The following is a 20,686-nucleotide window of genomic DNA, read 5'->3' as shown; positions in this document are numbered from 1 at the left end:
AGAAGCTCGCCGAGTCCCTCGGGGTGACCCAGCTGTCGAAGTCCCAGGTCAGTGCGATGGCCAAGCACCTGGACGAACAGGTCACCGCGTTCCGTCTTCGAAGAGCGGCTTCCCATCACCGTCATCGCCGCGGCGGCCGGCGTCGACACCCTCCACGGCCTCTCCCGCATCCTGCCGTTTCTGAGCGCCGTCCCCGCCGGAGAAGCCGCCCGCCTGCTGCGAGGCAGCCAATGACCACGCCCCGCAGCCTGCCCAGTGATCGCCACGAGCGCCTCCTGGCGATGCGCGCCAAGCGTAGGTTCATCAACGACGCCGACGTCGATGCAGCGATCGAGGAAGTCGACAACAGCCAACTCGTTCCGCTGCTGGAGGAGTTCGTCCACCTCCCGCGCGGCCGGCACCGCACCCTGCACCTCAGAAGCCTTCTGGTCGGTCTCCATCTCTGCACCCAGGACACCGGCGGAAAGATCGTCCTGGAACGGGTCACGGACATCCTGTACTTCCGCATCAGCCCGCAGCTGCGCGCCCGCCTCGGCATAGCCGAGTACGACGACCACGACCAGGGATTCGAGGCGGCCTACGCCGTGGTCAGGCGGATCTTCCACGCCATGAAGGACGCGATGAACCCCTCCCCGCTGCCGCCCAACGGGCACCTCTCACGCAAGGAGGCGAGCGCGCTGACGGCGGCAGCCGACGTGGACGAGCTGGCGGAGCGGGAGCGACGGCTGGCGCTGTTCACCGAGTTCGTGCTGGACGCCTCCGTACGCCCCCTCCACGATCTGCTGGCAGAACTGGCAGAGGTCTCCCTGGGCATCGACGCCACCCCCCGTCCGCACGTTCTCCCGCGGCCGTCGCACGAACGGACCCGAGCTCGCGACCGATCCGGACGCCGGCTGGTACGTACGCGAGGGCGACCACCGCGACCCGGACGTGCCGGTGTCCGACGCCATGCGCCCGCCTCCGCCGCCCGCCAGGAAGGGCAAAGCCAAGCCGCCTCCGGGCAAGAAGAAGACCTCGCTCAAGAAGAAGTACCTCTACGGCTACGACGCCCACCTCATCGTGACCCGTGACACAGAACACGACGCCGTACTCCTCGACGACGGCACCCGAACCCAGAAGTCCTGCCCGTCGTCGTCCTCGGCGTCGCTCTCGACAAGCCCGGCCAGCGCCCTGCGTACAACGGCCTGAAGGTCCTCGGCCGACTCCGGGAGCGGGGATACAAGCCTGGCTACCTTGCCGGTGACCGCGCCTACAACAACTCTGAGCCCGCGGAATGGCAGATCCCCGTCCGAGCCATGGGCTACAAGCCCGTCTACGACTACCGGGCGGACCAGCTCGGCAAGCAGGACGGAACGCAGGGCGCCATCCTCGTCGAGGGCCGTCGGTACTGCCCGTCCATGCCGAAGCCCCTCATCAACGCCACCATCGATCTGCATGCCGAGCGCATCGACCGGGAGACGTGGGTCCGGCTGATCGCCGCCCGCCGCGGCTACCGCCTCATGCCGAAGCAGAACGCCGACGCCGACGGCTACCAGCGGATGATGTGCCCCGCCGAAGCGGGCAAGGCCCAGTGCTCTCTCAAGCCCCACACGATGGGACGCGGCATCCACCTTCCCCTCGTCGACCCGGAACCCAGCCCGGTGGGCCCCGTCAAGGTCTGCCGCCAGCGCGCCATCACCGTCGGCCCGGAAGCCGGCGCCAAGCAGTGGCAGGCCCTGGAGTACGGCGGCCCGGAATGGCAGAAGATCTACTTCCGGCTGCGCAACAGCGTCGAGGGCTACAACGGCTATGCCAAGAACCCCCTCGCCGAGGGCATCGAAGCCGCCGGCTCCCGCCGCATCCGCGGCATCGCGGCCCAGACGATCCTCCTGGCCTTCCAGCTCGCCCACGCCAACCGCCGCAAGATCAAGAAATGGCTGGAGACGCTCTCGCTCGGCGGCGAACGCCCTCGCCGCCGCACCCACCACAGGCGGAAGATCAAAGAGCCCGGGACCTGGACACCTACCGGCCATCTGTCGTCGGCCGCATGAACCGGCCGAGGTCACCACAGCACCACCCGGGTAACGACCAGCAGCTCAAATAGCAGGGCCCCGGCCGTGAGATACCTCACCGCCGGGGCCCTGTCACGTCCCTGTCCGGGCTGGTTCCGGCCCGACAACGAGGAACGGGCCTCCACCGGTGACTTTCGTCACTGGTGAAGACCCGTTCCGTCGGTTCTTCCTTGTGCGCGAGGGGGGAGTTGAACCCCCACGCCCTTGCGGGCACTGGAACCTGAATCCAGCGCGTCTGCCTATTCCGCCACCCGCGCATTGGGTGTGTCTTCCGGCCTCAGCCCCGTTGTTTCCTTCGGGCTGGCCCCTTCCGACACCGAGAACACTAGCACGTGGGACAGGCTGGGTTCACATCCCTTGTCCCGGGGCAGCGCTCACCTGGTGATCACGTACCGAGCAGTCCGCGGTCACGTATCAACCTCGTACCGGTCGAGCCCATCTGTCCAGGAGACGGATCGGGTCCACAGTCAGGTGCGGGACACTGGTCGTGGGCCACCTCTACGATCCTGGGAAGAAGTAGCGCCGATCCTTGACAGGAGAAGCGAGCCGATCGGTTCGAAGGGGGGCCGCTCGGGGAACCGGCTGATTGCCGGGCGCGTAGATACGATCAGTGAGCGGTAACGGCAACGGCAGGCAGTACGGGCAAGGCGACAGAGGAGGTGCCCTGTGGGAGTCCTGAAGAAGTTCGAGCAGCGTCTCGAAGGTCTGGTCAACGGCACCTTCGCGAAGGTGTTCAAGTCCGAGGTCCAGCCCGTGGAGATCGCCGGCGCGCTGCAGCGCGAGTGCGACAACAACGCGACCATCTGGAACCGCGACCGGACCGTCGTACCCAATGACTTCATCGTGGAGCTGAGCGCGCCCGACTTCGAGCGGCTCAGCCCCTACTCCGGGCAGCTCGGCGACGAGCTCGCCGGGATGGTCCGCGACTACGCCAAGCAGCAGCGTTACACCTTCATGGGGCCGATCAAGGTCAACCTGGAGAAGGCCGACGACCTCGACACCGGCCTGTACCGGGTGCGCAGCCGTACGCTCGCCTCCTCCAGCAACCAGCAGGCCCCCGAGCGCGCCCCCGCGGGCGGTGCCCCGCAGCGTCCGGGCGGCTACGGCTACCCGCAGCAGAGCGCCGCCGCCCCGCCGATGCCGAGCGCCCCGCCGCCCGGCGCCCGCCCCGGCGGCTACGGCTACCCGCAGCCGGCCCAGCCGGCCCAGCCGGCCGCCCAGCGGCCGCCCTCGGGTCCCGTCGGCGCCTCGGCGCCCGGTGCCCGCACCCGCTACTGGATCGAGATCAACGGCACCCGCCATCAGATCTCCCGCGCGACGCTCGTGCTGGGCCGCAGCACCGAGGCCGACGTGCGGATCGACGACCCCGGCGTCTCCCGCCGGCACTGCGAGATCCGGACCGGTTCGCCCTCGACGATCCAGGATCTCGGGTCCACCAACGGCATCGTGGTGGACGGGCAGCACACCACCCGCGCTACGCTCCGCGACGGCTCGCGGATCGTCGTGGGCAGCACCACCATCATTTACCGGCAAGCCGAAGGGTGAAGCGGGGGCAATGTCAGAGCTGACCCTCACGGTCATGCGGCTGGGTTTCCTGGCCGTACTGTGGCTGTTCGTGATCGTGGCCGTGCAGGTCATCCGCAGCGACCTGTTCGGTACGCGCGTCACCCAGCGCGGATCGCGTAGGGAAGAAGGCCGCCGGCAGCAGCCCGCCGCCCGGCAGCAGGCCGCGCCCCCGCAGCAGCGCGGCCAGCAGCCCGCGGCCGGCGGCCGCGGACGCCGTAACGCCCCCACCAAACTGGTCGTCTCCGAGGGCACCCTCACCGGTACGACGGTCGCGCTCCAGGGACAGACCATCACCCTCGGCCGCGCCCACGACTCGACGATCGTGCTGGACGACGACTACGCCTCCAGCCGCCATGCCAGGATCTACCCGGACCGCGACGGCCAGTGGATCGTCGAGGACCTCGGCTCGACCAACGGCACCTACCTGGACCGGTCCCGGCTGACGACTCCCACGCCGGTCCCGCTGGGCGCACCGATCCGCATCGGCAAAACCGTCATCGAGCTGCGGAAGTAGTGCTACATCATGGATAGGCGCGAGCGGAGCGAGCACGCAGCGGCGGACCGGACGCCGGTCCCCGGCGCGCTCCCGACCGGAGGGTGGGCACCGTGCGGATGTACCCGGAGCCGACAGGCGAGGTGCGCATGAGTCTGTCACTGCGCTTCGCCGCCGGATCGCACAAAGGCATGATCCGCGAGGGCAACGAGGACTCCGGTTACGCCGGTCCCCGCCTGCTCGCCATCGCCGACGGCATGGGCGGCCAGGCCGCGGGCGAGGTCGCCTCCTCCGAGGTGATCTCCACCCTGGTCACGCTCGACGACGACGTGCCCGGCTCCGACATCCTCACCTCCCTGGGCCACGCCGTGCAGCGCGCCAACGACCAGCTGCGCGCCATGGTGGAGGAGGACCCCCAGCTCGAAGGCATGGGGACAACCCTCACCGCCCTGCTGTGGACCGGCCAGCGGCTCGGCCTCGTGCACGTCGGCGACTCCCGCGCGTACCTGCTCCGTGACGGCGTGCTCACGCAGATCACCCAGGACCACACCTGGGTGCAGCGGCTCGTCGACGAGGGCCGGATCACCGAGGAAGAGGCCACCACCCACCCGCAGCGCTCGCTGCTGATGCGCGCGCTCGGCAGCGGCGACCACGTCGAGCCGGACCTGTCGATCCGCGAGGTGCGCGCGGGTGACCGGTATCTCATCTGCTCCGACGGGCTCTCCGGGGTCGTCTCCCACCAGACCCTGGAGGAGACCCTCGCCAGCTACCAGGGACCGCAGGAGACCGTGCAGGAGCTGATCCAGCTCGCGCTGCGCGGCGGCGGCCCCGACAACATCACGGTGATCATCGCGGACGTCCTCGACCTGGACACCGGCGACACCCTCGCGGGCCAGCTCTCCGACACCCCGGTCGTGGTCGGAGCGGTCGCCGAGAACCAGCACCACCTGCACGACAACGGCTACATGCAGACCCCGGCCGGCCGCGCCGCCAACCTCGGCCGGCAGGGCCACGGCGGCGGCGGAGAGTTCGGCCCGCCCGGCTCCGGCGACACCACCGGCTACGTCCCCACCGACAGCTTCGGCGACTACACCGACGACGACTTCGTCAAGCCCCGCAGGGGCCGCAAGTGGCTGAAGAGATCCTTCTACAGCGTGCTCGCCCTCGCCGTGATCGGCGGGGGCCTGTACGGCGGCTACCGCTGGACGCAGACGCAGTACTACGTCGGCGCCAACGGCGAGCACGTCGCGCTGTACCAGGGCATCAGCCAGGACCTGGCCTGGGTGTCACTGTCGAAGGTGGAGACGGACCACCCCGAGATCGAACTCAAGTACCTGCCGCCCTACCAGCAGAAGCAGGTCAAGGCGACCATCGCCGAGGGCGGTCTCCAGGACGCCCGGTCGAAGGTGCAGGAGCTGGCCGTGCAGGCCTCCGCCTGCAAGAAGGAGTCGGAGCGCACCGCCGCCGAGTCCAAGACCAACTCCAAGACCGGCCAGGGCGAGGCCGGCGGCACCACGGGAACCACCAAGACCTCTCTCACGTCCAAGGCCTCGCCAAGCCCTTCGAACTCGGCGTCCTCCACGGCGTCACCGTCCCCGTCCCCCTCAGCGACCCCCAGCCCCGGCCCCACCCTCTCGGAGGATGAGCAGAAGGTCGTCTCGCTGTGCGGTAAGCAGTAGGCAAGCCGTGAGAGGCCCTGTCACACGATGAGCAGTACTACCAACACGTCGACGAACCACACGTCCACGATCGGCTCCATCGGCACGCCGAGCCGGCGCAACACCGAGCTCGCGCTCCTGGTGTTCGCCGTCGCCATCCCGGTGTTCGCCTACGCCAACGTGGGCCTGGCCATCAACGACAAGGTCCCCGCCGGACTGCTGAGCTACGGCCTCGGCCTCGGCCTCCTCGCCGCCGTCGCGCACCTCGTCGTCCGCAAGTTCGCCCCCTACGCGGACCCGCTGCTGCTGCCGCTGGCCACCCTGCTCAACGGCCTCGGCCTGGTCGTCATCTGGAGACTCGACCAGTCCAAGCTGCTCCAGTCGATCCACGTCTCGGGCGGCAAGGCCACCAACCAGCTGCTGTACACCGCGATGGGCATCGCGCTGTTCATCGTCGTCCTGATCTTCCTCAAGGACCACAGAGCACTCCAGCGCTACACCTACATCTCCATGGTGGCCGCGCTCTTCCTGCTCCTGCTCCCCCTGGTCCCCGGCCTCGGCCTGAACGTCTACGGCGCCAAGATCTGGATCTCCATCGGCGGCTTCACCATCCAGCCCGGTGAGTTCGCGAAGATCGTCCTCGCGGTGTTCTTCGCCGGCTACCTGATGGTCAAGCGGGACGCCCTCGCGCTCGCCAGCCGCCGCTTCATGGGGCTGTACCTGCCGCGCGGCCGCGACCTGGGACCGATCCTGGTCGTCTGGTTCATCTCGATCCTCATCCTGGTGTTCGAGACCGACCTCGGTACCTCGCTGCTGTTCTTCGGAATGTTCATCATCATGCTGTACGTCGCCACCGAGCGGACCAGCTGGATCGTCTTCGGTCTGCTGATGTCGGCGGCCGGCGCGGTCGGCGTGGCCAGCTTCGAACCGCACGTCCAGCAGCGTGTCCAGGCCTGGCTCGACCCGATGAAGGAGTACACGCTCTCCCGGCAGGGCGTCGCCGGCCACTCCGAGCAGGCGATGCAGGCCCTGTGGGCGTTCGGCTCCGGCGGCACCCTCGGCACCGGCCTCGGCCAGGGCCACTCCGACCTGATCCGGTTCGCCGCCAACTCCGACTTCATCCTCGCCACCTTCGGCGAGGAGCTGGGCCTCGCCGGCATCATGGCGATCCTGCTCATCTACGGCCTGATCGTGGAGCGCGGTGTGCGCACCTCGCTCGCCGCCCGCGACCCGTTCGGCAAGCTGCTCGCCGTCGGCCTCTCCGGCGCCTTCGCCCTCCAGGTCTTCGTCGTCGCCGGCGGTGTGATGGGCCTCATCCCGCTGACCGGTATGACGATGCCGTTCCTCGCGTACGGCGGTTCCTCCGTGATCGCCAACTGGGCCCTCATCGGCGTGCTGATCCGCATCAGCGACACCGCCCGCCGCCCGGCCCCGGCCCCCGCCGCCAACCCCGACGCCGAGATGACCCAGGTGGTCCGCCCCTCATGAACAAGCCCCTGCGCCGGATCGCGATCTTCTGCGGCCTCCTGGTCCTCACCCTGCTGCTGCGCGACAACTGGCTCCAGTACGTCAAGGCCGACACCCTCCGCGAGGACCCGTCCAACCGCCGCGTCACCATCGCCCGCTACTCCACCCCGCGCGGCGACATCATCGTCGACGGCAACCCGATCACCGGGTCCACGGCATCCGGCTCCTCCGGCCTCAACGACCTGAAGTACAAGCGCACGTACAAGAACGGCCCCATGTGGTCGCCGGTCACCGGCTACGCCTCCCAGGCCTTCGGCGCCAACCAGCTGGAGAGCCTCGAGGACGGCATCCTCACCGGCAACGACGACCGGCTCTTCTTCCGCAACACCCTCGACATGATCACGGGCAAGCAGAAGCAGGGCGGCAACGTCGTCACCACCCTCAGCGCGGCCGCGCAGAAGGCCGCGTACAACGGTCTGAAGACACAGGGCGGCAAGGGCGCGGTCGTGGCCCTGGAGCCCTCCACGGGCAAGATCCTGGCGCTGGCCTCCTACCCGTCGTACGACCCCTCCGCCTTCGCCGGCACCTCGGACACCGACGCCGAGGCCTGGAAGAAGCTGCAGAAGAAATACAACCCGAACGACCCGATGCTGAACCGGGCGCTGCGCGAGACCTACCCGCCGGGCTCCACCTTCAAGGTGGTCACCGCCGCGGCCGCGCTCCAGAACGGCCTGTACAAGTCGGCCGACGAGAACACCGACTCCCCGCTGCCCTACGTCATGCCCGGCACCACCACCGAGCTGAAGAACGAGGGCAACATCCCCTGCAAGAACGCGACCATGCGCAACGCGCTCAAGTTCTCCTGCAACACCGTCTTCGGCAAGATCGGCGCCGACCTCGGCAACGACAAGATGCTCGCCGAGGCGAAGAAGTTCGGATTCGACTCCGAGCAGTTCACCCCGGTCCGCTCCAGCGCCTCGGTCTTCTCCGACAACATGAACCAGTCGCAGACCGCGCTGTCCTCGATCGGCCAGTACAACACCGCCGCGACCCCGCTCCAGATGGCCATGGTCGCCTCCGCGGTCGCCAACGACGGCAAGCTGATGAAGCCGTACATGATCGACAAACTGCAGTCGTCGAACCTGGACACCATCTCCCAGACCGACCCCGAGGAGATGAGCCAGCCGCTGAGCTCCTCGAACGCCCAGGTCCTGCAGTCCATGATGGAGACGGTCGTCAAGGACGGCACCGGCAAGAACGCGCAGATCAACGGCATCACCGTGGGCGGCAAGACCGGTACCGCCCAGCACGGCGTGGAGAACAGCGAGAACCCCTACGCCTGGTTCATCTCCTACGCCAAGCTCCCCGACGGCAGCAAGCCGGTCGCGGTCGCCGTGGTGATCGAGGACGACCAGGCCAACCGTGACGACATCTCCGGCGGCGGCCTCGCGGCCCCGATCGCGAAGAGCGTGATGGAGGCGGTCATCAACTCCAAGAAGTGACCCCGCTCACGTCCCCTTCACATCGGTGCACGTTGACATACCGGTCCTGTATCGGGTTACGGGCTTGGCCAGGTCACACAAACAGAGCCGGGTACGGTAGGCCCGGACGGCAGCCTCCGACCGCACACCCGTGCCGGTCGGGACCGACGGAGAGGGCTGGTAGGGAACTATGGAAGAGCCGCGTCGCCTCGGCGGCCGGTACGAGCTGGGCCACGTGCTCGGCCGTGGTGGCATGGCGGAGGTCTACCTCGCCCATGACACGCGGCTCGGCCGCACGGTGGCGGTGAAGACGCTGCGCGCGGACCTCGCGCGCGACCCGTCCTTCCAGGCCCGGTTCCGCCGGGAGGCCCAGTCGGCCGCCTCGCTCAACCATCCCGCGATCGTCGCGGTCTACGACACGGGCGAGGACTACATCGACGGGGTCTCGATCCCGTACATCGTCATGGAGTACGTGGACGGCTCGACGCTGCGTGAGCTGCTGCACTCCGGCCGCAAGCTGCTGCCCGAGCGCGCGATGGAGATGACCATCGGCATCCTCCAGGGCCTGGAGTACGCGCACCGCAGCGGCATCGTCCACCGTGACATCAAGCCGGCGAACGTCATGCTGACGCGCAACGGCCAGGTCAAGGTCATGGACTTCGGCATCGCCCGCGCCATGGGCGACGCCGGCATGACCATGACCCAGACGGCGGCCGTCATCGGCACCGCCCAGTACCTCTCCCCGGAGCAGGCGAAGGGCGAGCAGGTCGACGCCCGCTCGGACCTCTACTCGACGGGTTGCCTCCTCTACGAGCTGCTGACGGTACGGCCGCCCTTCGTGGGCGACAGCCCGGTCGCGGTCGCCTACCAGCACGTCCGTGAGGAACCCCAGCCGCCGTCGGTCTTCGACCCCGAGATCACGCCCGAGATGGACGCCATCGTCCTCAAGGCCCTGGTCAAGGACCCGAACTACCGCTACCAGTCCGCCGACGAGATGCGCGCCGACATCGAGGCCTGTCTCGACGGCCAGCCGGTCGCGGCCACCGCGGCCATGGGCTCCGTCGGCTACGGCGGCTACCCGGACGACATGCCCACCACGGCCATGCGCTCCGACGCCGGCGCCACCACCATGCTCCCCCCGATGAACCCGGACGACGGCGGCTACGGCTACGACGAGCGCCCGGACCGCCGCCGCCAGCAGAAAAAGAAGAACAACACGTCCACGATCCTGCTCGTGGTCGCCGGCATCCTCGTGCTGGTGGGCTCGATCCTGATCGGGAAGTGGGTGGTCAGCGGGGGCGGGTCGGACAAACCCTTCGCCGCCCCGAACTTCGTCGGACAGACCTACGCGGACGCGCAGAAGATGGCCGACAACTCGGGCCTGAAGCTGGGGACGCCCACACGGAAGACCTGCAACAACGCGCCCAAGGGCAGCGTCTGCTCCCAGGACCCGACGGCCGGCTCGGACGTGAACAAGGGCGACACGATCAACCTGGTGGTCTCGACGGGCGCGCCCAAGGTGGTCGTACCCAGCGTCGTCGGCCAGAACATCGACGACGCCAGGACCACGCTTGAGGGCGACAAGTACAAGTTCGTCGTCAAGACGAAGCAGCGGACCTCCGGGGAGGACCCGGGCACCGTCCTGGACCAGGATCCGGCCCTCGGCGCGGAAGTCCAGAAGGGCTCCACGATCACTCTCACGGTCGCCAAGGCCCAGGAGAAGTCCACGGTCCCCGACGTCAGCGGCAAGACCTGTGACGAGGCCAAGGCGCAGATGCAGGCGAACAACCTCACCGGCAACTGCACCGAGGTCGACACCACCGACCCCAACCTGGTCGGCAAGGTCGTCTCGACCGACCCGGCGGCCAACACGCAGGTCGACAAGAACTCCACGGTGAACATCCAGATCGGCAAGGCCCAGCAGCAGACGGCCGTGCCGAGCGTCCTGGGCCAGACCGTGAAGCAGGCCAAGCAGACCCTGCAGGCGGCCGGCTTCACCAACATCCAGTTCAACGGCGACTCCAGCGACAACGCCCTCGTCACCAACCAGGACCCGCAGGCCAACACCGGCGTCAATGATCCCGGCGGCACGCAGATCACCCTGACCACGGTGAGCACCGGCAACAACGGCGGGAACAACAACGGCGGTACCAACTTCTTCGGCGGTACCTTCGGCTGACGTTCCACGCGCAGCGACGAAAGAGCCTGCCCGGGCGGACGCTCCTGGTCAGCCCACGGCAGGCACTTCTCGGCCCCGCCGAGCTTCGGCTCGGCGGGGCCGAGCGCTTCATACACCCGCGCAGGACACGCTGCCTGCGAACATCTGGTCCTGTATCGATCGTGCCTTCCCCTTCGACAAGTCGTTGATCAGATCGGGTGGGGACTCGCAACTCTGCCCTGGCCGTCTGGCCACACCACGATCGAAAGGGCAGAGCGTGATCAACGAATCGGCACTACTGGAATCGCAGAGCCTGCGCAGCAGCGTGCTGGACCGCACCGACGTGCTCGACAGGGTGAAGGCGCTGTCACTGCTGCCGGACGGAATGCATGTGACTACGGCGATGGTGGCGACGTACTTCGAGGTAGGGCTGGAAGCCGTCAAGTCACTCGTCAAGGACCACCGAACAGAACTGGAAGTCAGCGGCTATCGCTCACTGACAGGCGAAGAACTGAGGTCCTTCAAGGACCTCAGTGGGATTCAGTCGCGCACCGCGTCTCTCGCGCTCTTCTCCCGCCGAGCTGTCCTCAACGTCGCCATGCTGCTCCGAGACAGCGAAGTCGCACGTCAGGTACGTGTGTACCTGCTCGACATGGAGTACTTGGCCCGGACACAGCCTGTGGAAAACTCCGCCCCGACCGAGCCCTCGGATCTCAACGACCGCATCGACCAGCGCATCACCCACATCCTCGGCAAGACCGTCGTCCCGATGTTCAACGCCCTGATCGAGACATCGGGGGAACACCGCGCGGAGCTGATCGCGCTCCGGACGGGAGTCCAGCGCATCGAGCGGCGGCTCCACCAGCACCACACACGGCTGAAGAGGCTCGAAGGCATCCGGGACGACCGCCCCGCCATCGGAGTCATGGCCGCCATGGACGCCATGAACGGGCGCACGTTCGAGCGCCACATCGCCAAGCTGCTGATCCGCGACGGTTGCACCAACGTCGTCGTACAGGGCGGCCACGGCGACCGGGGCGTCGACATCATCGGACTCACAGCCGACGGACGGCGCCTCGTCGTCCAGTGCAAGAGGTTCGCGCCCTACCTGAATATCACCAGCCCCGACGTCCAGAAGTTCATCGGCGCGGCGAAGGTCCTGTACAGCGCGGACGTGGCGCTCTACGTGGCAACGTGCCCCTTCACAGCGGAGGCCCTGGACATCGCCGCCGAAGCCGGGATCACCGCCGTACACCGTGGTGCGCTGGAGGACTGGAGTGCCGGGGAACCGCTGAAGATCCTGGAGTAAGCACGACGTGACGGGAAAGGGCCCGAAGCCGCAAAGGGTAGTTGCGGCTTCGGGCCGGCCTTTTAAGCGTGCCGGCAAGTCACGCTAACGCAGCTCCTTCGGCAGCGTCCGCTTGCTGTCCACCTTCTCCACCCGCACCAACTCCCCCCACACCACATACCGGTAGCGGCTCGTGTACACCGGCGTACAGGTCGTCAGCGTGATGTAGTGGCCCGGCTTGGTCTTGCCGGACTCCTTGGGGACCTGGGAGAGGACCTTGACGTTGTACTTCGAGGTCTCCGGGAGGATGTCGTAGACCTTGTAGACGTACCAGTCGTCGCGGGTCTCGAAGACGACCGGGTCGCCGACCTTCACCTTGTCGATGTTGTGGAACTTGGCACCGTGGCCGTCGCGATGGGCGGCGAGGGTGAAGTTGCCGGTCTTGCCGGTGGTGGGGAGCGTGGCCTTGGACGGGTCGATGTAGTAGCCGGCCACGCCGTTGTTCAGGACGTCCGTCGACGTGCCCTTCTCGACGAGGACCTCGCCGTTCCTCATCGACGGCACGTGCAGGAAGCCGATGCCGTTCTTCGTGTTCAGCGCGCCGGGACCGGTGTCCGGCTGGGCCCAGCTCTGCCGGACCTTGTCGCCCGCCCGGTCGGCCTTGCGGTCCGCTATCACGTTCGTCCACCACAGCGAGTAGACGACGAACAGGCCGAGCACCAGGCCCGCCGTGATGAGGAGTTCGCCGAAGACGCTGACCGCCATGGCGATCCGGCCGGTCGGCCGACGGCCCGCGGGGGGCGCCGAGTCCGGCGCGTCGGTCTGCTCTTCGGTGTCGTCGGCGGTCGCTGCCACTGTTCCTCTGCCCCTACTCGACGAGCGCGTCTGGCTTGCCCTTGCTGCGCGGGCGTTCCTCGACCATCTTGCCCCACACGATCAACCGGTACTTGCTCGTGAACTCCGGCGTGCAGGTGGTGAGAGTGATGTAGCGGCCCGGTGCGGTGAAACCCGAACCCTTCGGGATCGGGTCCAGCACGCTCACGTTGCTCGGCGCGGTCACCGGCAGCATCGACGTCACCTTGTACACGTAGTACTCGTCCTGCGTCTCGACGACGACCGCGTCACCGGCCACGAGCTTGTTGATGTACCGGAACGGCTCACCGTGCGTGTTGCGGTGCGCGGCCAGACCGAAGTTGCCGGTCTTGTCCTGCGGCATCGCGGTCTTCAGCGCGCCCTCGCCGTAGTGCCCGACCATGCCCTTGTCGAGGACCTTCTTGTTGCTGACGCCCTCGGCGATCGGCGCCACCACGTCCAGCTTGGGGATGTGCAGGATGGCGAAGCCCTGCCCGGGCGCGAAGACACCCGGCGCACGCTTGCCGCTCGCCCAGTCCTGCTGGAGGCTGCTGGCCTCCTTGCCGGCCTCCGCGTGGGCACGGACGTTCGTCCACCACAGCTGGTACGTGACGAACAGCAGCATCAGCACGCCGGTGGTGATGAACACCTCGCCGATCGCCCGGCTCGCCATGACGGCCGGGCTGGGCTTGCGCAACCGCTGCTGCCGACGGGCCTCGACCCGGGAGAGCGGCCGGCCCGGCGCGGCGCCCGGCGCGATGCCCGGCGCGGTGTTCTCCGGCAGCGCGGTCTCCGGTGCGCCGCCGTGCCGCCCGCCACGCCGCTTGGCGGCCTTTCTGCGGGCCGCTCGGCCGCCTCCTGGGGTTCCGGTGCCCGAAGGGACTGCTGTGCCCGCAGAAGCCGATATGGGCGGCGGATCGGGGATCCGCAGCGCGACGGTCTCCTCGTCGATCGGCGGAAGGAGCGGGAGAAACGCCGTCTCCCCGAGCGCACCTGACCCCTCGTACGGCTGCTCCCCGTACGAGGCACCGGTCTCGCGCTCGGGGCGCAGCGCGGTCACGCCGTGGCCCTGCCCACCACCGGGGCGAGCCCCACCGACCTCGCCACGGCCCCCTGGTCACCGCACTCCACCAGCCAGTTGGCCAGCATCCGGTGCCCGTGCTCGGTCAGCACCGACTCGGGGTGGAACTGCACGCCCTCCACCGGGAGTTCACGGTGCCTGAGGCCCATGATGATCCCGTCGTGGGTGCGGGCGGTCACCTCCAGCTCGGCCGGGACCGTCGCCGGCTCCGCGGCCAGCGAGTGGTACCGGGTCGCAGTGAAGGGCGTCGGCAGGCCCGCGAAGACGCCCTTGCCGCCGTGCTCGACCAACGAGGTCTTGCCGTGCAGCAGCTCCGGCGCCCGGTCCACCACACCGCCGTACGCCACCTGCATCGACTGCATGCCGAGGCAGACGCCGAAGACCGGGACACCGGTCGCGGCGCAGTGCCGGACCATGTCCACGCAGACGCCCGCCTCCTCCGGCGTACCCGGACCGGGCGAGAGCAGCACCCCGTCGAAACCGTCCTGGGCGTGCGCGGTCGACACCTCGTCGTTGCGCAGCACCTCGCACTCGGCGCCCAGCTGGTACAGGTACTGGACCAGGTTGAAGACGAAGCTGTCGTAGTTGTCGACGACGAGAATCCGCGCGCTCACTGGTTGTCCACCGTCACATCGTTGAAGGGCAGCAGCGGTTCGGCCCAGGGGAAGACGTACTGGAAGAGGATGTAGACCACGGCCAGGACCAGCAGGAGTGAGATCAGCGCCTTCACCCACGCGTTGCCCGGCAGATGCCGCCAGATCCAGCCGTACATGCCGTCCCTTCCGTTCCACCACGGCACCAGAATCCCGCCGTACTGCACCAGACTAACGGCGCAGCGCCTGAGGTCTGCCTGACTCCACAGGCTGTGTGGAGTCCAAGTGCGCCCAGACGATCAGCCGATGGCTGTGCCCCCATTCCGGATCGCACGTGGTCAGCGTGAGATAGCGGCCCGGACGCGTATACCCCGACTTACGTGGCACAGGGTCGATCACTTCAACGTCCGTCGGAACTGTTTTGTAAGGGCCTTTGTCGATCCGATATGTGAACCAGGTCGTCCCGTCCGTCAGCACGATCGCGTCGCCCTCGCGCAGCTTCGGGAAGTCGAGGAACGGGTCGCCGTAGGTGCGCCGATGGCCGGCGACCGCGAAGTTGCCCACCTGGCCCACCTGGGCGGTCCGGGCGTAGTGGGCGAGGCCCTTCTTCAGTACATCGGTGCCGGTGCCCTCCAGGACCGGCTTGTTCCACGTGAAACCGAACCGGGGGATGTACATGATCGCGAAGGCCTTGCCGTAGTGGTACGCGGCGGGCTTCGCGGGTGCCGCGGCGGTCGCGGACGCCTTGGCCGTCGGATGCACCGCGGCCTTCGCCGACCACTGCCGCTGTAACTGGTCGATCTGGTCGTGCATCACACTGTCGGCCTTCACACCGGTCCAGAACAGCACGTACGCGACGAACAGCACGATGAGCGTGCCGACGGTGATGCAGAGCTCGCTGACGGTCCTGACGATCACGCGCACCGGCGGCTCCAGAAAGTGACGAGCTGCTTACTCCACGGGCTTCGCGTAGTGCAGATCCACTGTGCCCGAGTAGCCCGGAAGAGTCACCGTCCCGTCCTCGGTCACTTTCCAGCCGAGGCCGTACACGTTCACGTACACCATGTAGTTCTGGATCGCCTCGGAGTCCGCGAGCGACTTCTGCATCTTCGCCGGGTCACCGATCGCCTGGATCTTGTACGGCGGTGAGTAGACCCGGCCCTGGAGAATCAGGGTGTTGCCTACGCAGCGCACGGCGCTGGTGGAGATCAGCCGCTGGTCCATGACCTTGATGCCCTGGGCCCCGCCCTGCCACAGGGCGTTCACCACGGCCTGCAGGTCCTGCTGGTGGATGACCAGGTAGTCGGGCTGCGGCTCGGGGTAGCCCGGGAGCTTGGCGGTGGCGTTCGGCGGGGCGTCGTTGAGCGTGACGGTGATGGCCTTGCCGGTGAGCTTCTGGGTGCCCGCGTCCTTCTCCAGGCCGGTGAGCTGGTCGTCCTGGGCCTTGGTGGAGCCGTCGTCGCGCTTGGCGAGCTTCTCGTTCTGGTCGCGCGTGCTCGCGTTGGACTCGTCCAGCTCCTTGTTCTTGCGGCTGTGCTCCTGGATCAGGTCGGAGAGCTTGAGCAGGTTGTCGTCCGAGCGGATGTCGGTGCCCTTGGCCGTGTTGAAGCTGGTGAAGAAGAGCAGACCGGCCAGGGCGAAGACGCCCACGGTGAGAATCCGCACCGGACGGAAGCCGGGTCGGAGGCGCGGGCGGAGGCCGGGCCGGAAACCGTCCTTGCCGGCCGGGCCGGAACCCGTTGATCCGGTCGCGTTGGAGTCGGCAGAATTGCTCAACGTACCCTTATCTCCTTCAGCGCCACGGAAGCACTACGCTAACGGACGCCCGGGGGAGCGCTCAGTCTGCCCTTACTGTCCCCTTGTACGCTGCCCCGAGCCCGACCCAGTTACCTGCGCGGCCACGCAGCGCATCGACAGGAGAGACCCTCGTGCCGAAGTCACGTATCCGCAAGAAGGCCGACTACACGCCGCCCCCGGCGAAGCAGGCGACCGCCATCAAGCTCAACAGTCGCGCCTGGGTCGCGCCGGTGATGCTGGCCATGTTCCTCATCGGACTGGCCTGGATCGTCGTCTTCTACGTGACCGACGGTTCGCTGCCGATCGACAGCCTCGACAACTGGAACATCGTCGTGGGCTTCGGCTTCATCGCGGCCGGCTTCGGCGTCTCCACGCAGTGGAAGTAGCTCTACCCAGGGCTATCCGCTGAGTTATCCACAGCCCTGTGTATGGACCTGGGGAAAAGAAGACGATCTGTGGATAACCCGTCGGCCGTTGACGCCGGTACGACTACCACAACACCGGTCACCTGACTGTTGGCCCCCTGCCTGACCTGCGGAAACGCAAGTGAGGGACAGGGGGCACAGTTGTGCGCGCACGTTGTGCACAAGATCCGCGACCGACTGTGGACAACGGTTCGGTATCGGTGCGGTGAGCCGCCGTGATCAGGTGAGCTGACCGGTTCTGACGAGGGTCAGGACGACCGCCACCACCAGCACCAGGGCGCATGTGCCGTACTGGATCAGGTTCCGCCGCTCACGGGGTGCGTGCACCATCGCGTAGCCGGTGATGACACCCGCGACCAGGCCGCCGATGTGGGCCTGCCAGGCGATGTTGGCCCAGCTGAACGTGAAGATGAGGTTGATCACCAGCAGGGCGATGATCGGCCGCATGTCGTAGTTGAGCCGGCGGATGAGCACCGCGGTCGCGCCGAAGAGGCCGAAAATCGCGCCGGAGGCGCCGAGCGAGGGCTGGTTGGCGTCGGCCAGCAGATAGGTGAGGGCGCTGCCGGCCAGACCGGAGACGACGTAGAGCGCGAGATACCGGGCGCGGCCGAGCGCGGCCTCCAGCGGACCACCGATCCACCACAGGCTGAGCATGTTGAACAGGATGTGGATGTAGCTGCCATGCAGGAACATCGCGGTCAGCATCCGGTAGTACTGGCCCTGGGCAACGCCCTCGACATCGCCATACTGCGGGAACCAGGCCTGGCCGATCAGGTCGAAGCGGTTGGTGAAGCTGTCTCCGACAGACAGCTGGACCAGGAAGACGGCGATGTTGATGCCGATCAGGATCTTGGTGAGCAGTCGCGGGTCGGCGGTCATCGTGCCGCCGGCGAGGGTGCGGGGCCGGGAGGCGGCGGGGGGTGGGCCGCTGTGGCCTTCGGTGGTGCCGCGGACGCAGTCGGGGCACTGGAAGCCCACGGAGGCGCTGACCATGCACTCGGGGCAGATGGGGCGCTCGCAGCGGGTGCAGCGCACGCCGGTCTCCCGGTCCGGGTGCCGGTAGCACTTGGGCAGGCTGTGGGCGTCGCGCGCGCTGCCTGCCGCCTGGTCCTCCATGGGGTCCCCTCGCTCGTCGTGGGCAGTGTTCCGCCCCGCCCATCCTTACGGACGAGCGGGGCGTTTGGTTCCCTTCGGGTGCTTCCCTTTCGTACCCGGTCAGCCCGCGCGTTCGTACCCGGTCAGCCCGCGCGCTTCGCGACCACGACCGTCTCGATGACGACGTCGTTCACCGGCCGCTTGTTGGGTCCGCTGACGGGGACGGCGGCGATGCTGTCCACGATCTTCTGGCCGGCCGGGTCGACGACCTCGCCGAAGATGGTGTGCTTGCGGTTGAGGTGGGGAGCGGGGTTGACCGTGATGAAGAACTGGGAGCCGTTGGTGCGGGGGCCGGCGTTGGCCATGGCGAGCAGGTAGGGGCGGTCGAAGCGCAGGTCGGGGTGGAACTCGTCCTCGAACTTGTAGCCGGGGCCGCCGATGCCGGTGCCGAGCGGGTCGCCGCCCTGGATCATGAAGCCGCTGATCACCCGGTGGAAGACGGTGCCGTCATAGAGCGGGTCGGTGGAGACGGCGCCGGTGGCAGGGTGGGTCCACTCACGCTCACCCTGCGCCAGTTCGACGAAGTTCCTCACCGTCTTGGGCGCGTGGTTCGGGAAGAGCCGGACCTCGATGTCGCCGAGGCTGGTCTTCAGGGTGGCGTAGAGCTGCTCGGCCACGATCCGCCTTCCGTTGTGCTCGCTTCAGTGTCCCGATCCTCGCACGGTACGGCGGGTCCGACGCCCGCCCGGTGGTTCCCGGCCCGGATCCTCACGAATCACTTGCGGAACCCCTCCTGCCATGCGGGGGCGCACGGCACCGATCCGTGGCATTGTCGTCGACAAGCCCCTCTTAGTTCTGGTTGCACCCGTATGCCCGCCCTCGCGCGCCGCTCGGCCCGCGGACAGGCATGATCCGTAAAAGGGTGGAAAGTCGAAATACCGTACGCCACCGAGGAGGAGGAAACCCGTGACCCGCAAAGACAGCGTGCGCGCCGCGACCAGTTCGGCGAAAGACAGCGTGCGGCACGCCGCGGAAGCGGTGGCGCCCTACGCCGACACGGCCAAGGAGCGTGCCGCGTACTACGCACAGGAGGCACGTGTACGGCTCGCGCCCGTGGTGTCGCAGGCCGCCGAGCAGGCCCGCGTCCAGTACGACGCCCGTCTCGTGCCGCGTCTGGAGCAGGCCCGCGCCCATGTGCCGCCGAGGATGGACCAGGCCGCGCACGACGCCGCCGACCTGACGCGCAAGGCGGCCCGGCAGGCCGCCGACTACTCGCGTCCGAGGATCGAGCAGGCGGTGGCGGTGGCCGGTCCGGTCCGTGAGGAGGCGACCGCGCGGGGTGCCGCCGCGCTGGCCGCGCTGCGCGGCAACGTGTCGGCCGAGGAGATCGAGAAACTGGCCCGCCGGAACCAGCGGCGCTCGGCCTACGGCCGAGCGTTCAAGGCGTTCGCGGTGTTCGGCGCGGTGGCCGGTGCGGCCTTCGCGGCCTGGAAGTGGTGGGACAAGCAGGCCAACCCCGACTGGCTGGTCGAGCCCCCGGCCCCCACGGAGGTCCCGGATGCGGGGCGTCTCGGCTCGGTGGACGGCAGTTCTCCCCTAGACCCGGAGGTCCAGGCGAAGGAGGCGGAGGAGCACGGTTCCCGGCCCCGGGACGACAAGAACCGCTGAGTCCGGCACGTCGCGCATCTGTCGTGCCCCGCCTCACGATGCCGTTTCACGTGAAACCAAATGCCTGACCGCGAGGGCGGACAAAAACCCCTCTGACCGCGTTTACGCAGGTCAGAGGGGTTTGTTGTGGAGCCTAGGGGAGTCGAACCCCTGACATCCGCCATGCAAAGACGGCGCTCTACCAACTGAGCTAAGGCCCCGTACGGGAAGCGCCCGGCCAAGCGGAAGGTCCGCAGGGTCGGTGCCGCAGACCAGAGTACCGGGTCACCCCCCGTACCTCGCAAAAAGATTGGGGGTCCCCGCAGATGACCACTCTCCGTAAGATGCTCGACGGGGTTCGCTGTAGCGAACCGTGGTTTTTTTGGGGAAGCGATGGGGAGACGCAATGGACGCCGCACAGCAGGAAGCCACCGCCAGAGCGCGGGAGCTGCAGCGGAACTGGTACGGAGAGCCGTTGGGGGCGCTCTTCCGTAAGCTCATCGACGACCTGGGGCTCAACCAGGCACGTCTCGCGGCGGTCCTCGGACTGTCCGCGCCCATGCTGTCGCAGCTGATGAGCGGACAGCGGGCGAAGATCGGCAACCCGGCCGTGGTCCAGCGGGTGCAGCTGCTCCAGGACCTCTCGGCACAGGTCGCGGACGGCAGCGTGAGTGCGGCCGAGGCGACCGAGCGCATGGACGAGATCAAGAAGTCCCAGGGGGGCTCGGTGCTCAGCAACACCACGCAGACGACCAGCGGTTCGGGGGCGCCGACGGTCAAGCGGGTGGTCCGCGAGATCCAGTCGCTGCTGCGCTCGGTGGCCGCCGCCGGTGACATCATCGACGCGGCCGACACTCTCGCTCCGTCCCACCCGGAGCTGGCGGAGTTCCTCCGGGTCTACGGTGCGGGCCGCACGTCGGACGCGGTCACGCACTACCAGTCGCACCAGAGCTGAGCCACGGCCCGGCGCACCGGAGGGGGTCCGGTGAACCGGGCGGGGCCAGGCCCTGGCAGAGGGGGTCACGCGAGAGGGG

20 protein-coding genes, 2 tRNA genes and 1 pseudogene are annotated in these 20,686 nt (G+C 68.1%); 13 read left to right on the top strand and 10 right to left on the bottom strand.

What is annotated here, in order from left to right; all coding sequences use genetic code 11:
• The 3 genes and pseudogenes from ACFY6U_RS32745 to ACFY6U_RS32735 all read left to right on the top strand — a co-directional run.
• Positions 1–101 (top strand): annotated as a pseudogene (locus tag ACFY6U_RS32745) (transposase); the annotation flags it as partial.
• A gap of 129 nt (positions 102–230) precedes the next feature.
• On the top strand, positions 231–1,070 hold the full coding sequence (locus tag ACFY6U_RS32740; protein ID WP_390043990.1) for a hypothetical protein: 840 nt from the start codon (positions 231–233) through the stop codon (positions 1,068–1,070).
• Positions 1,071–1,295: 225 nt separating this feature from the next.
• Entirely contained in the window at positions 1,296–2,030 is a 735-nt protein-coding gene (locus ACFY6U_RS32735; RefSeq protein ID WP_390043972.1) for a hypothetical protein, read from the top strand.
• 194 nt (positions 2,031–2,224) lie between these two features.
• Here the strand turns inward: ACFY6U_RS32735 and ACFY6U_RS32730 are convergent.
• Positions 2,225–2,308: transfer RNA gene (locus ACFY6U_RS32730), tRNA-Leu, on the bottom strand.
• A 409-nt stretch (positions 2,309–2,717) separates the two neighbouring features.
• Between ACFY6U_RS32730 and ACFY6U_RS32725 the strand changes: the two genes are divergently transcribed.
• The 7 genes from ACFY6U_RS32725 to ACFY6U_RS32695 all read left to right on the top strand — a co-directional run bounded on the left by ACFY6U_RS32725 (position 2,718) and on the right by ACFY6U_RS32695 (position 12,183).
• A complete protein-coding gene (locus ACFY6U_RS32725) occupies positions 2,718–3,596 on the top strand; it encodes an FhaA domain-containing protein (protein ID WP_390043970.1) in 879 nt (292 codons plus the stop codon).
• A gap of 10 nt (positions 3,597–3,606) precedes the next feature.
• Positions 3,607–4,131: an FHA domain-containing protein gene (locus ACFY6U_RS32720; protein ID WP_351498541.1), complete on the top strand. Its 525-nt coding sequence runs from the start codon at positions 3,607–3,609 to the stop codon at positions 4,129–4,131.
• Positions 4,132–4,229: 98 nt separating this feature from the next.
• Positions 4,230–5,789 carry a Stp1/IreP family PP2C-type Ser/Thr phosphatase gene (locus ACFY6U_RS32715; RefSeq protein ID WP_351498592.1) on the top strand — a complete coding sequence of 520 codons (1,560 nt, stop codon included), beginning with the start codon at positions 4,230–4,232 and terminating at the stop codon, positions 5,787–5,789.
• Positions 5,790–5,816: 27 nt separating this feature from the next.
• Positions 5,817–7,256: an FtsW/RodA/SpoVE family cell cycle protein gene (locus ACFY6U_RS32710; RefSeq protein ID WP_351498543.1), complete on the top strand. Its 1,440-nt coding sequence runs from the start codon at positions 5,817–5,819 to the stop codon at positions 7,254–7,256.
• Positions 7,253–8,737 carry a peptidoglycan D,D-transpeptidase FtsI family protein gene (locus ACFY6U_RS32705; protein ID WP_390043968.1) on the top strand — a complete coding sequence of 495 codons (1,485 nt, stop codon included), beginning with the start codon at positions 7,253–7,255 and terminating at the stop codon, positions 8,735–8,737. Before ACFY6U_RS32710 ends, ACFY6U_RS32705 begins: the two co-directional genes overlap by 4 nt.
• A gap of 169 nt (positions 8,738–8,906) precedes the next feature.
• Positions 8,907–10,895: a Stk1 family PASTA domain-containing Ser/Thr kinase gene (pknB, locus tag ACFY6U_RS32700; protein ID WP_390043966.1), complete on the top strand. Its 1,989-nt coding sequence runs from the start codon at positions 8,907–8,909 to the stop codon at positions 10,893–10,895.
• A 256-nt stretch (positions 10,896–11,151) separates the two neighbouring features.
• The gene (locus ACFY6U_RS32695) at positions 11,152–12,183 is read left to right on the top strand and encodes a restriction endonuclease (protein WP_390043964.1); all 1,032 of its coding nucleotides are present in this window, start codon (positions 11,152–11,154) and stop codon (positions 12,181–12,183) included.
• Between the two features lie 84 nt (positions 12,184–12,267).
• Here ACFY6U_RS32695 and ACFY6U_RS32690 read toward each other — a convergent pair whose 3' ends face one another.
• Genes ACFY6U_RS32690 through ACFY6U_RS32665 form a run of 6 tightly spaced genes read right to left on the bottom strand, consistent with a single transcriptional unit; the run spans position 12,268 to position 16,464 of the window.
• Complete coding sequence (locus tag ACFY6U_RS32690; protein WP_390043962.1) at positions 12,268–13,017, bottom strand: class E sortase; 750 nt, start codon at positions 13,015–13,017, stop codon at positions 12,268–12,270.
• 13 nt (positions 13,018–13,030) lie between these two features.
• Positions 13,031–14,074, bottom strand: coding sequence for a class E sortase (locus tag ACFY6U_RS32685; RefSeq protein WP_390043960.1), 1,044 nt, complete (start codon positions 14,072–14,074; stop codon positions 13,031–13,033).
• On the bottom strand, positions 14,071–14,709 hold the full coding sequence (locus tag ACFY6U_RS32680) for an aminodeoxychorismate/anthranilate synthase component II (RefSeq protein WP_361285337.1): 639 nt from the start codon (positions 14,707–14,709) through the stop codon (positions 14,071–14,073). Before ACFY6U_RS32680 ends, ACFY6U_RS32685 begins: the two co-directional genes overlap by 4 nt.
• Positions 14,706–14,867 carry a hypothetical protein gene (locus ACFY6U_RS32675; RefSeq protein ID WP_390043957.1) on the bottom strand — a complete coding sequence of 54 codons (162 nt, stop codon included), beginning with the start codon at positions 14,865–14,867 and terminating at the stop codon, positions 14,706–14,708. Before ACFY6U_RS32675 ends, ACFY6U_RS32680 begins: the two co-directional genes overlap by 4 nt.
• A gap of 52 nt (positions 14,868–14,919) precedes the next feature.
• The gene (locus tag ACFY6U_RS32670; protein WP_390043955.1) at positions 14,920–15,612 is read right to left on the bottom strand and encodes a class E sortase; all 693 of its coding nucleotides are present in this window, start codon (positions 15,610–15,612) and stop codon (positions 14,920–14,922) included.
• A 27-nt stretch (positions 15,613–15,639) separates the two neighbouring features.
• Positions 15,640–16,464 (bottom strand): DUF881 domain-containing protein, encoded by an 825-nt coding sequence (locus ACFY6U_RS32665; RefSeq protein ID WP_390043953.1) that lies wholly within the window; start codon positions 16,462–16,464, stop codon positions 15,640–15,642.
• 152 nt (positions 16,465–16,616) lie between these two features.
• On the opposite strand from ACFY6U_RS32665, the gene crgA reads away from it, so the two are divergent.
• A complete protein-coding gene (gene crgA / locus ACFY6U_RS32660) occupies positions 16,617–16,871 on the top strand; it encodes a cell division protein CrgA (RefSeq protein ID WP_046727637.1) in 255 nt (84 codons plus the stop codon).
• 258 nt (positions 16,872–17,129) lie between these two features.
• Here the strand turns inward: crgA and ACFY6U_RS32655 are convergent, their stop codons facing one another.
• Both ACFY6U_RS32655 and ACFY6U_RS32650 read right to left on the bottom strand, forming a co-directional pair.
• Positions 17,130–18,026 (bottom strand): rhomboid family intramembrane serine protease, encoded by an 897-nt coding sequence (locus ACFY6U_RS32655; RefSeq protein WP_390043951.1) that lies wholly within the window; start codon positions 18,024–18,026, stop codon positions 17,130–17,132.
• A 122-nt stretch (positions 18,027–18,148) separates the two neighbouring features.
• Positions 18,149–18,682 carry a peptidylprolyl isomerase gene (locus ACFY6U_RS32650; RefSeq protein WP_351498562.1) on the bottom strand — a complete coding sequence of 178 codons (534 nt, stop codon included), beginning with the start codon at positions 18,680–18,682 and terminating at the stop codon, positions 18,149–18,151.
• A gap of 289 nt (positions 18,683–18,971) precedes the next feature.
• Between ACFY6U_RS32650 and ACFY6U_RS32645 the strand changes: the two genes are divergently transcribed.
• Positions 18,972–19,673: a DUF5324 family protein gene (locus ACFY6U_RS32645; RefSeq protein WP_390043949.1), complete on the top strand. Its 702-nt coding sequence runs from the start codon at positions 18,972–18,974 to the stop codon at positions 19,671–19,673.
• Positions 19,674–19,800: 127 nt separating this feature from the next.
• Here ACFY6U_RS32645 and ACFY6U_RS32640 read toward each other — a convergent pair.
• Positions 19,801–19,873, bottom strand: a tRNA-Ala gene (locus tag ACFY6U_RS32640).
• 185 nt (positions 19,874–20,058) lie between these two features.
• Between ACFY6U_RS32640 and ACFY6U_RS32635 the strand changes: the two genes are divergently transcribed.
• Positions 20,059–20,607, top strand: coding sequence for a DNA-binding protein (locus ACFY6U_RS32635; RefSeq protein ID WP_093500792.1), 549 nt, complete (start codon positions 20,059–20,061; stop codon positions 20,605–20,607).
• Positions 20,608–20,686: the final 79 nt, after the last annotated feature.

Source organism: Streptomyces sp. NPDC013157, assembly GCF_042899865.1.
Lineage (GTDB): Bacteria > Actinomycetota > Actinomycetes > Streptomycetales > Streptomycetaceae > Streptomyces.
Note: the sequence above shows the minus strand (reverse complement) of the source record. Positions and strands in the feature narration are given on the sequence as shown.

Bases quoted from the DNA above. Each gene is read 5' to 3' on its own strand.
- ACFY6U_RS32655 (WP_390043951.1), bottom strand. From the start codon at position 18,026: ATGGAGGACCAGGCGGCAGGCAGCGCGCGCGACGCCCACAGCCTGCCC.
- ACFY6U_RS32710 (WP_351498543.1), top strand. From the start codon at position 5,817: ATGAGCAGTACTACCAACACGTCGACGAACCACACGTCCACGATCGGC.
- ACFY6U_RS32715 (WP_351498592.1), top strand. From the start codon at position 4,230: ATGTACCCGGAGCCGACAGGCGAGGTGCGCATGAGTCTGTCACTGCGC.
- ACFY6U_RS32740 (WP_390043990.1), top strand. From the start codon at position 231: ATGACCACGCCCCGCAGCCTGCCCAGTGATCGCCACGAGCGCCTCCTG.
- ACFY6U_RS32705 (WP_390043968.1), top strand. From the start codon at position 7,253: ATGAACAAGCCCCTGCGCCGGATCGCGATCTTCTGCGGCCTCCTGGTC.
- ACFY6U_RS32635 (WP_093500792.1), top strand. From the start codon at position 20,059: ATGGACGCCGCACAGCAGGAAGCCACCGCCAGAGCGCGGGAGCTGCAG.
- pknB (WP_390043966.1), top strand. From the start codon at position 8,907: ATGGAAGAGCCGCGTCGCCTCGGCGGCCGGTACGAGCTGGGCCACGTG.
- ACFY6U_RS32720 (WP_351498541.1), top strand. From the start codon at position 3,607: ATGTCAGAGCTGACCCTCACGGTCATGCGGCTGGGTTTCCTGGCCGTA.
- ACFY6U_RS32735 (WP_390043972.1), top strand. From the start codon at position 1,296: ATGGGCTACAAGCCCGTCTACGACTACCGGGCGGACCAGCTCGGCAAG.
- ACFY6U_RS32675 (WP_390043957.1), bottom strand. From the start codon at position 14,867: ATGTACGGCTGGATCTGGCGGCATCTGCCGGGCAACGCGTGGGTGAAG.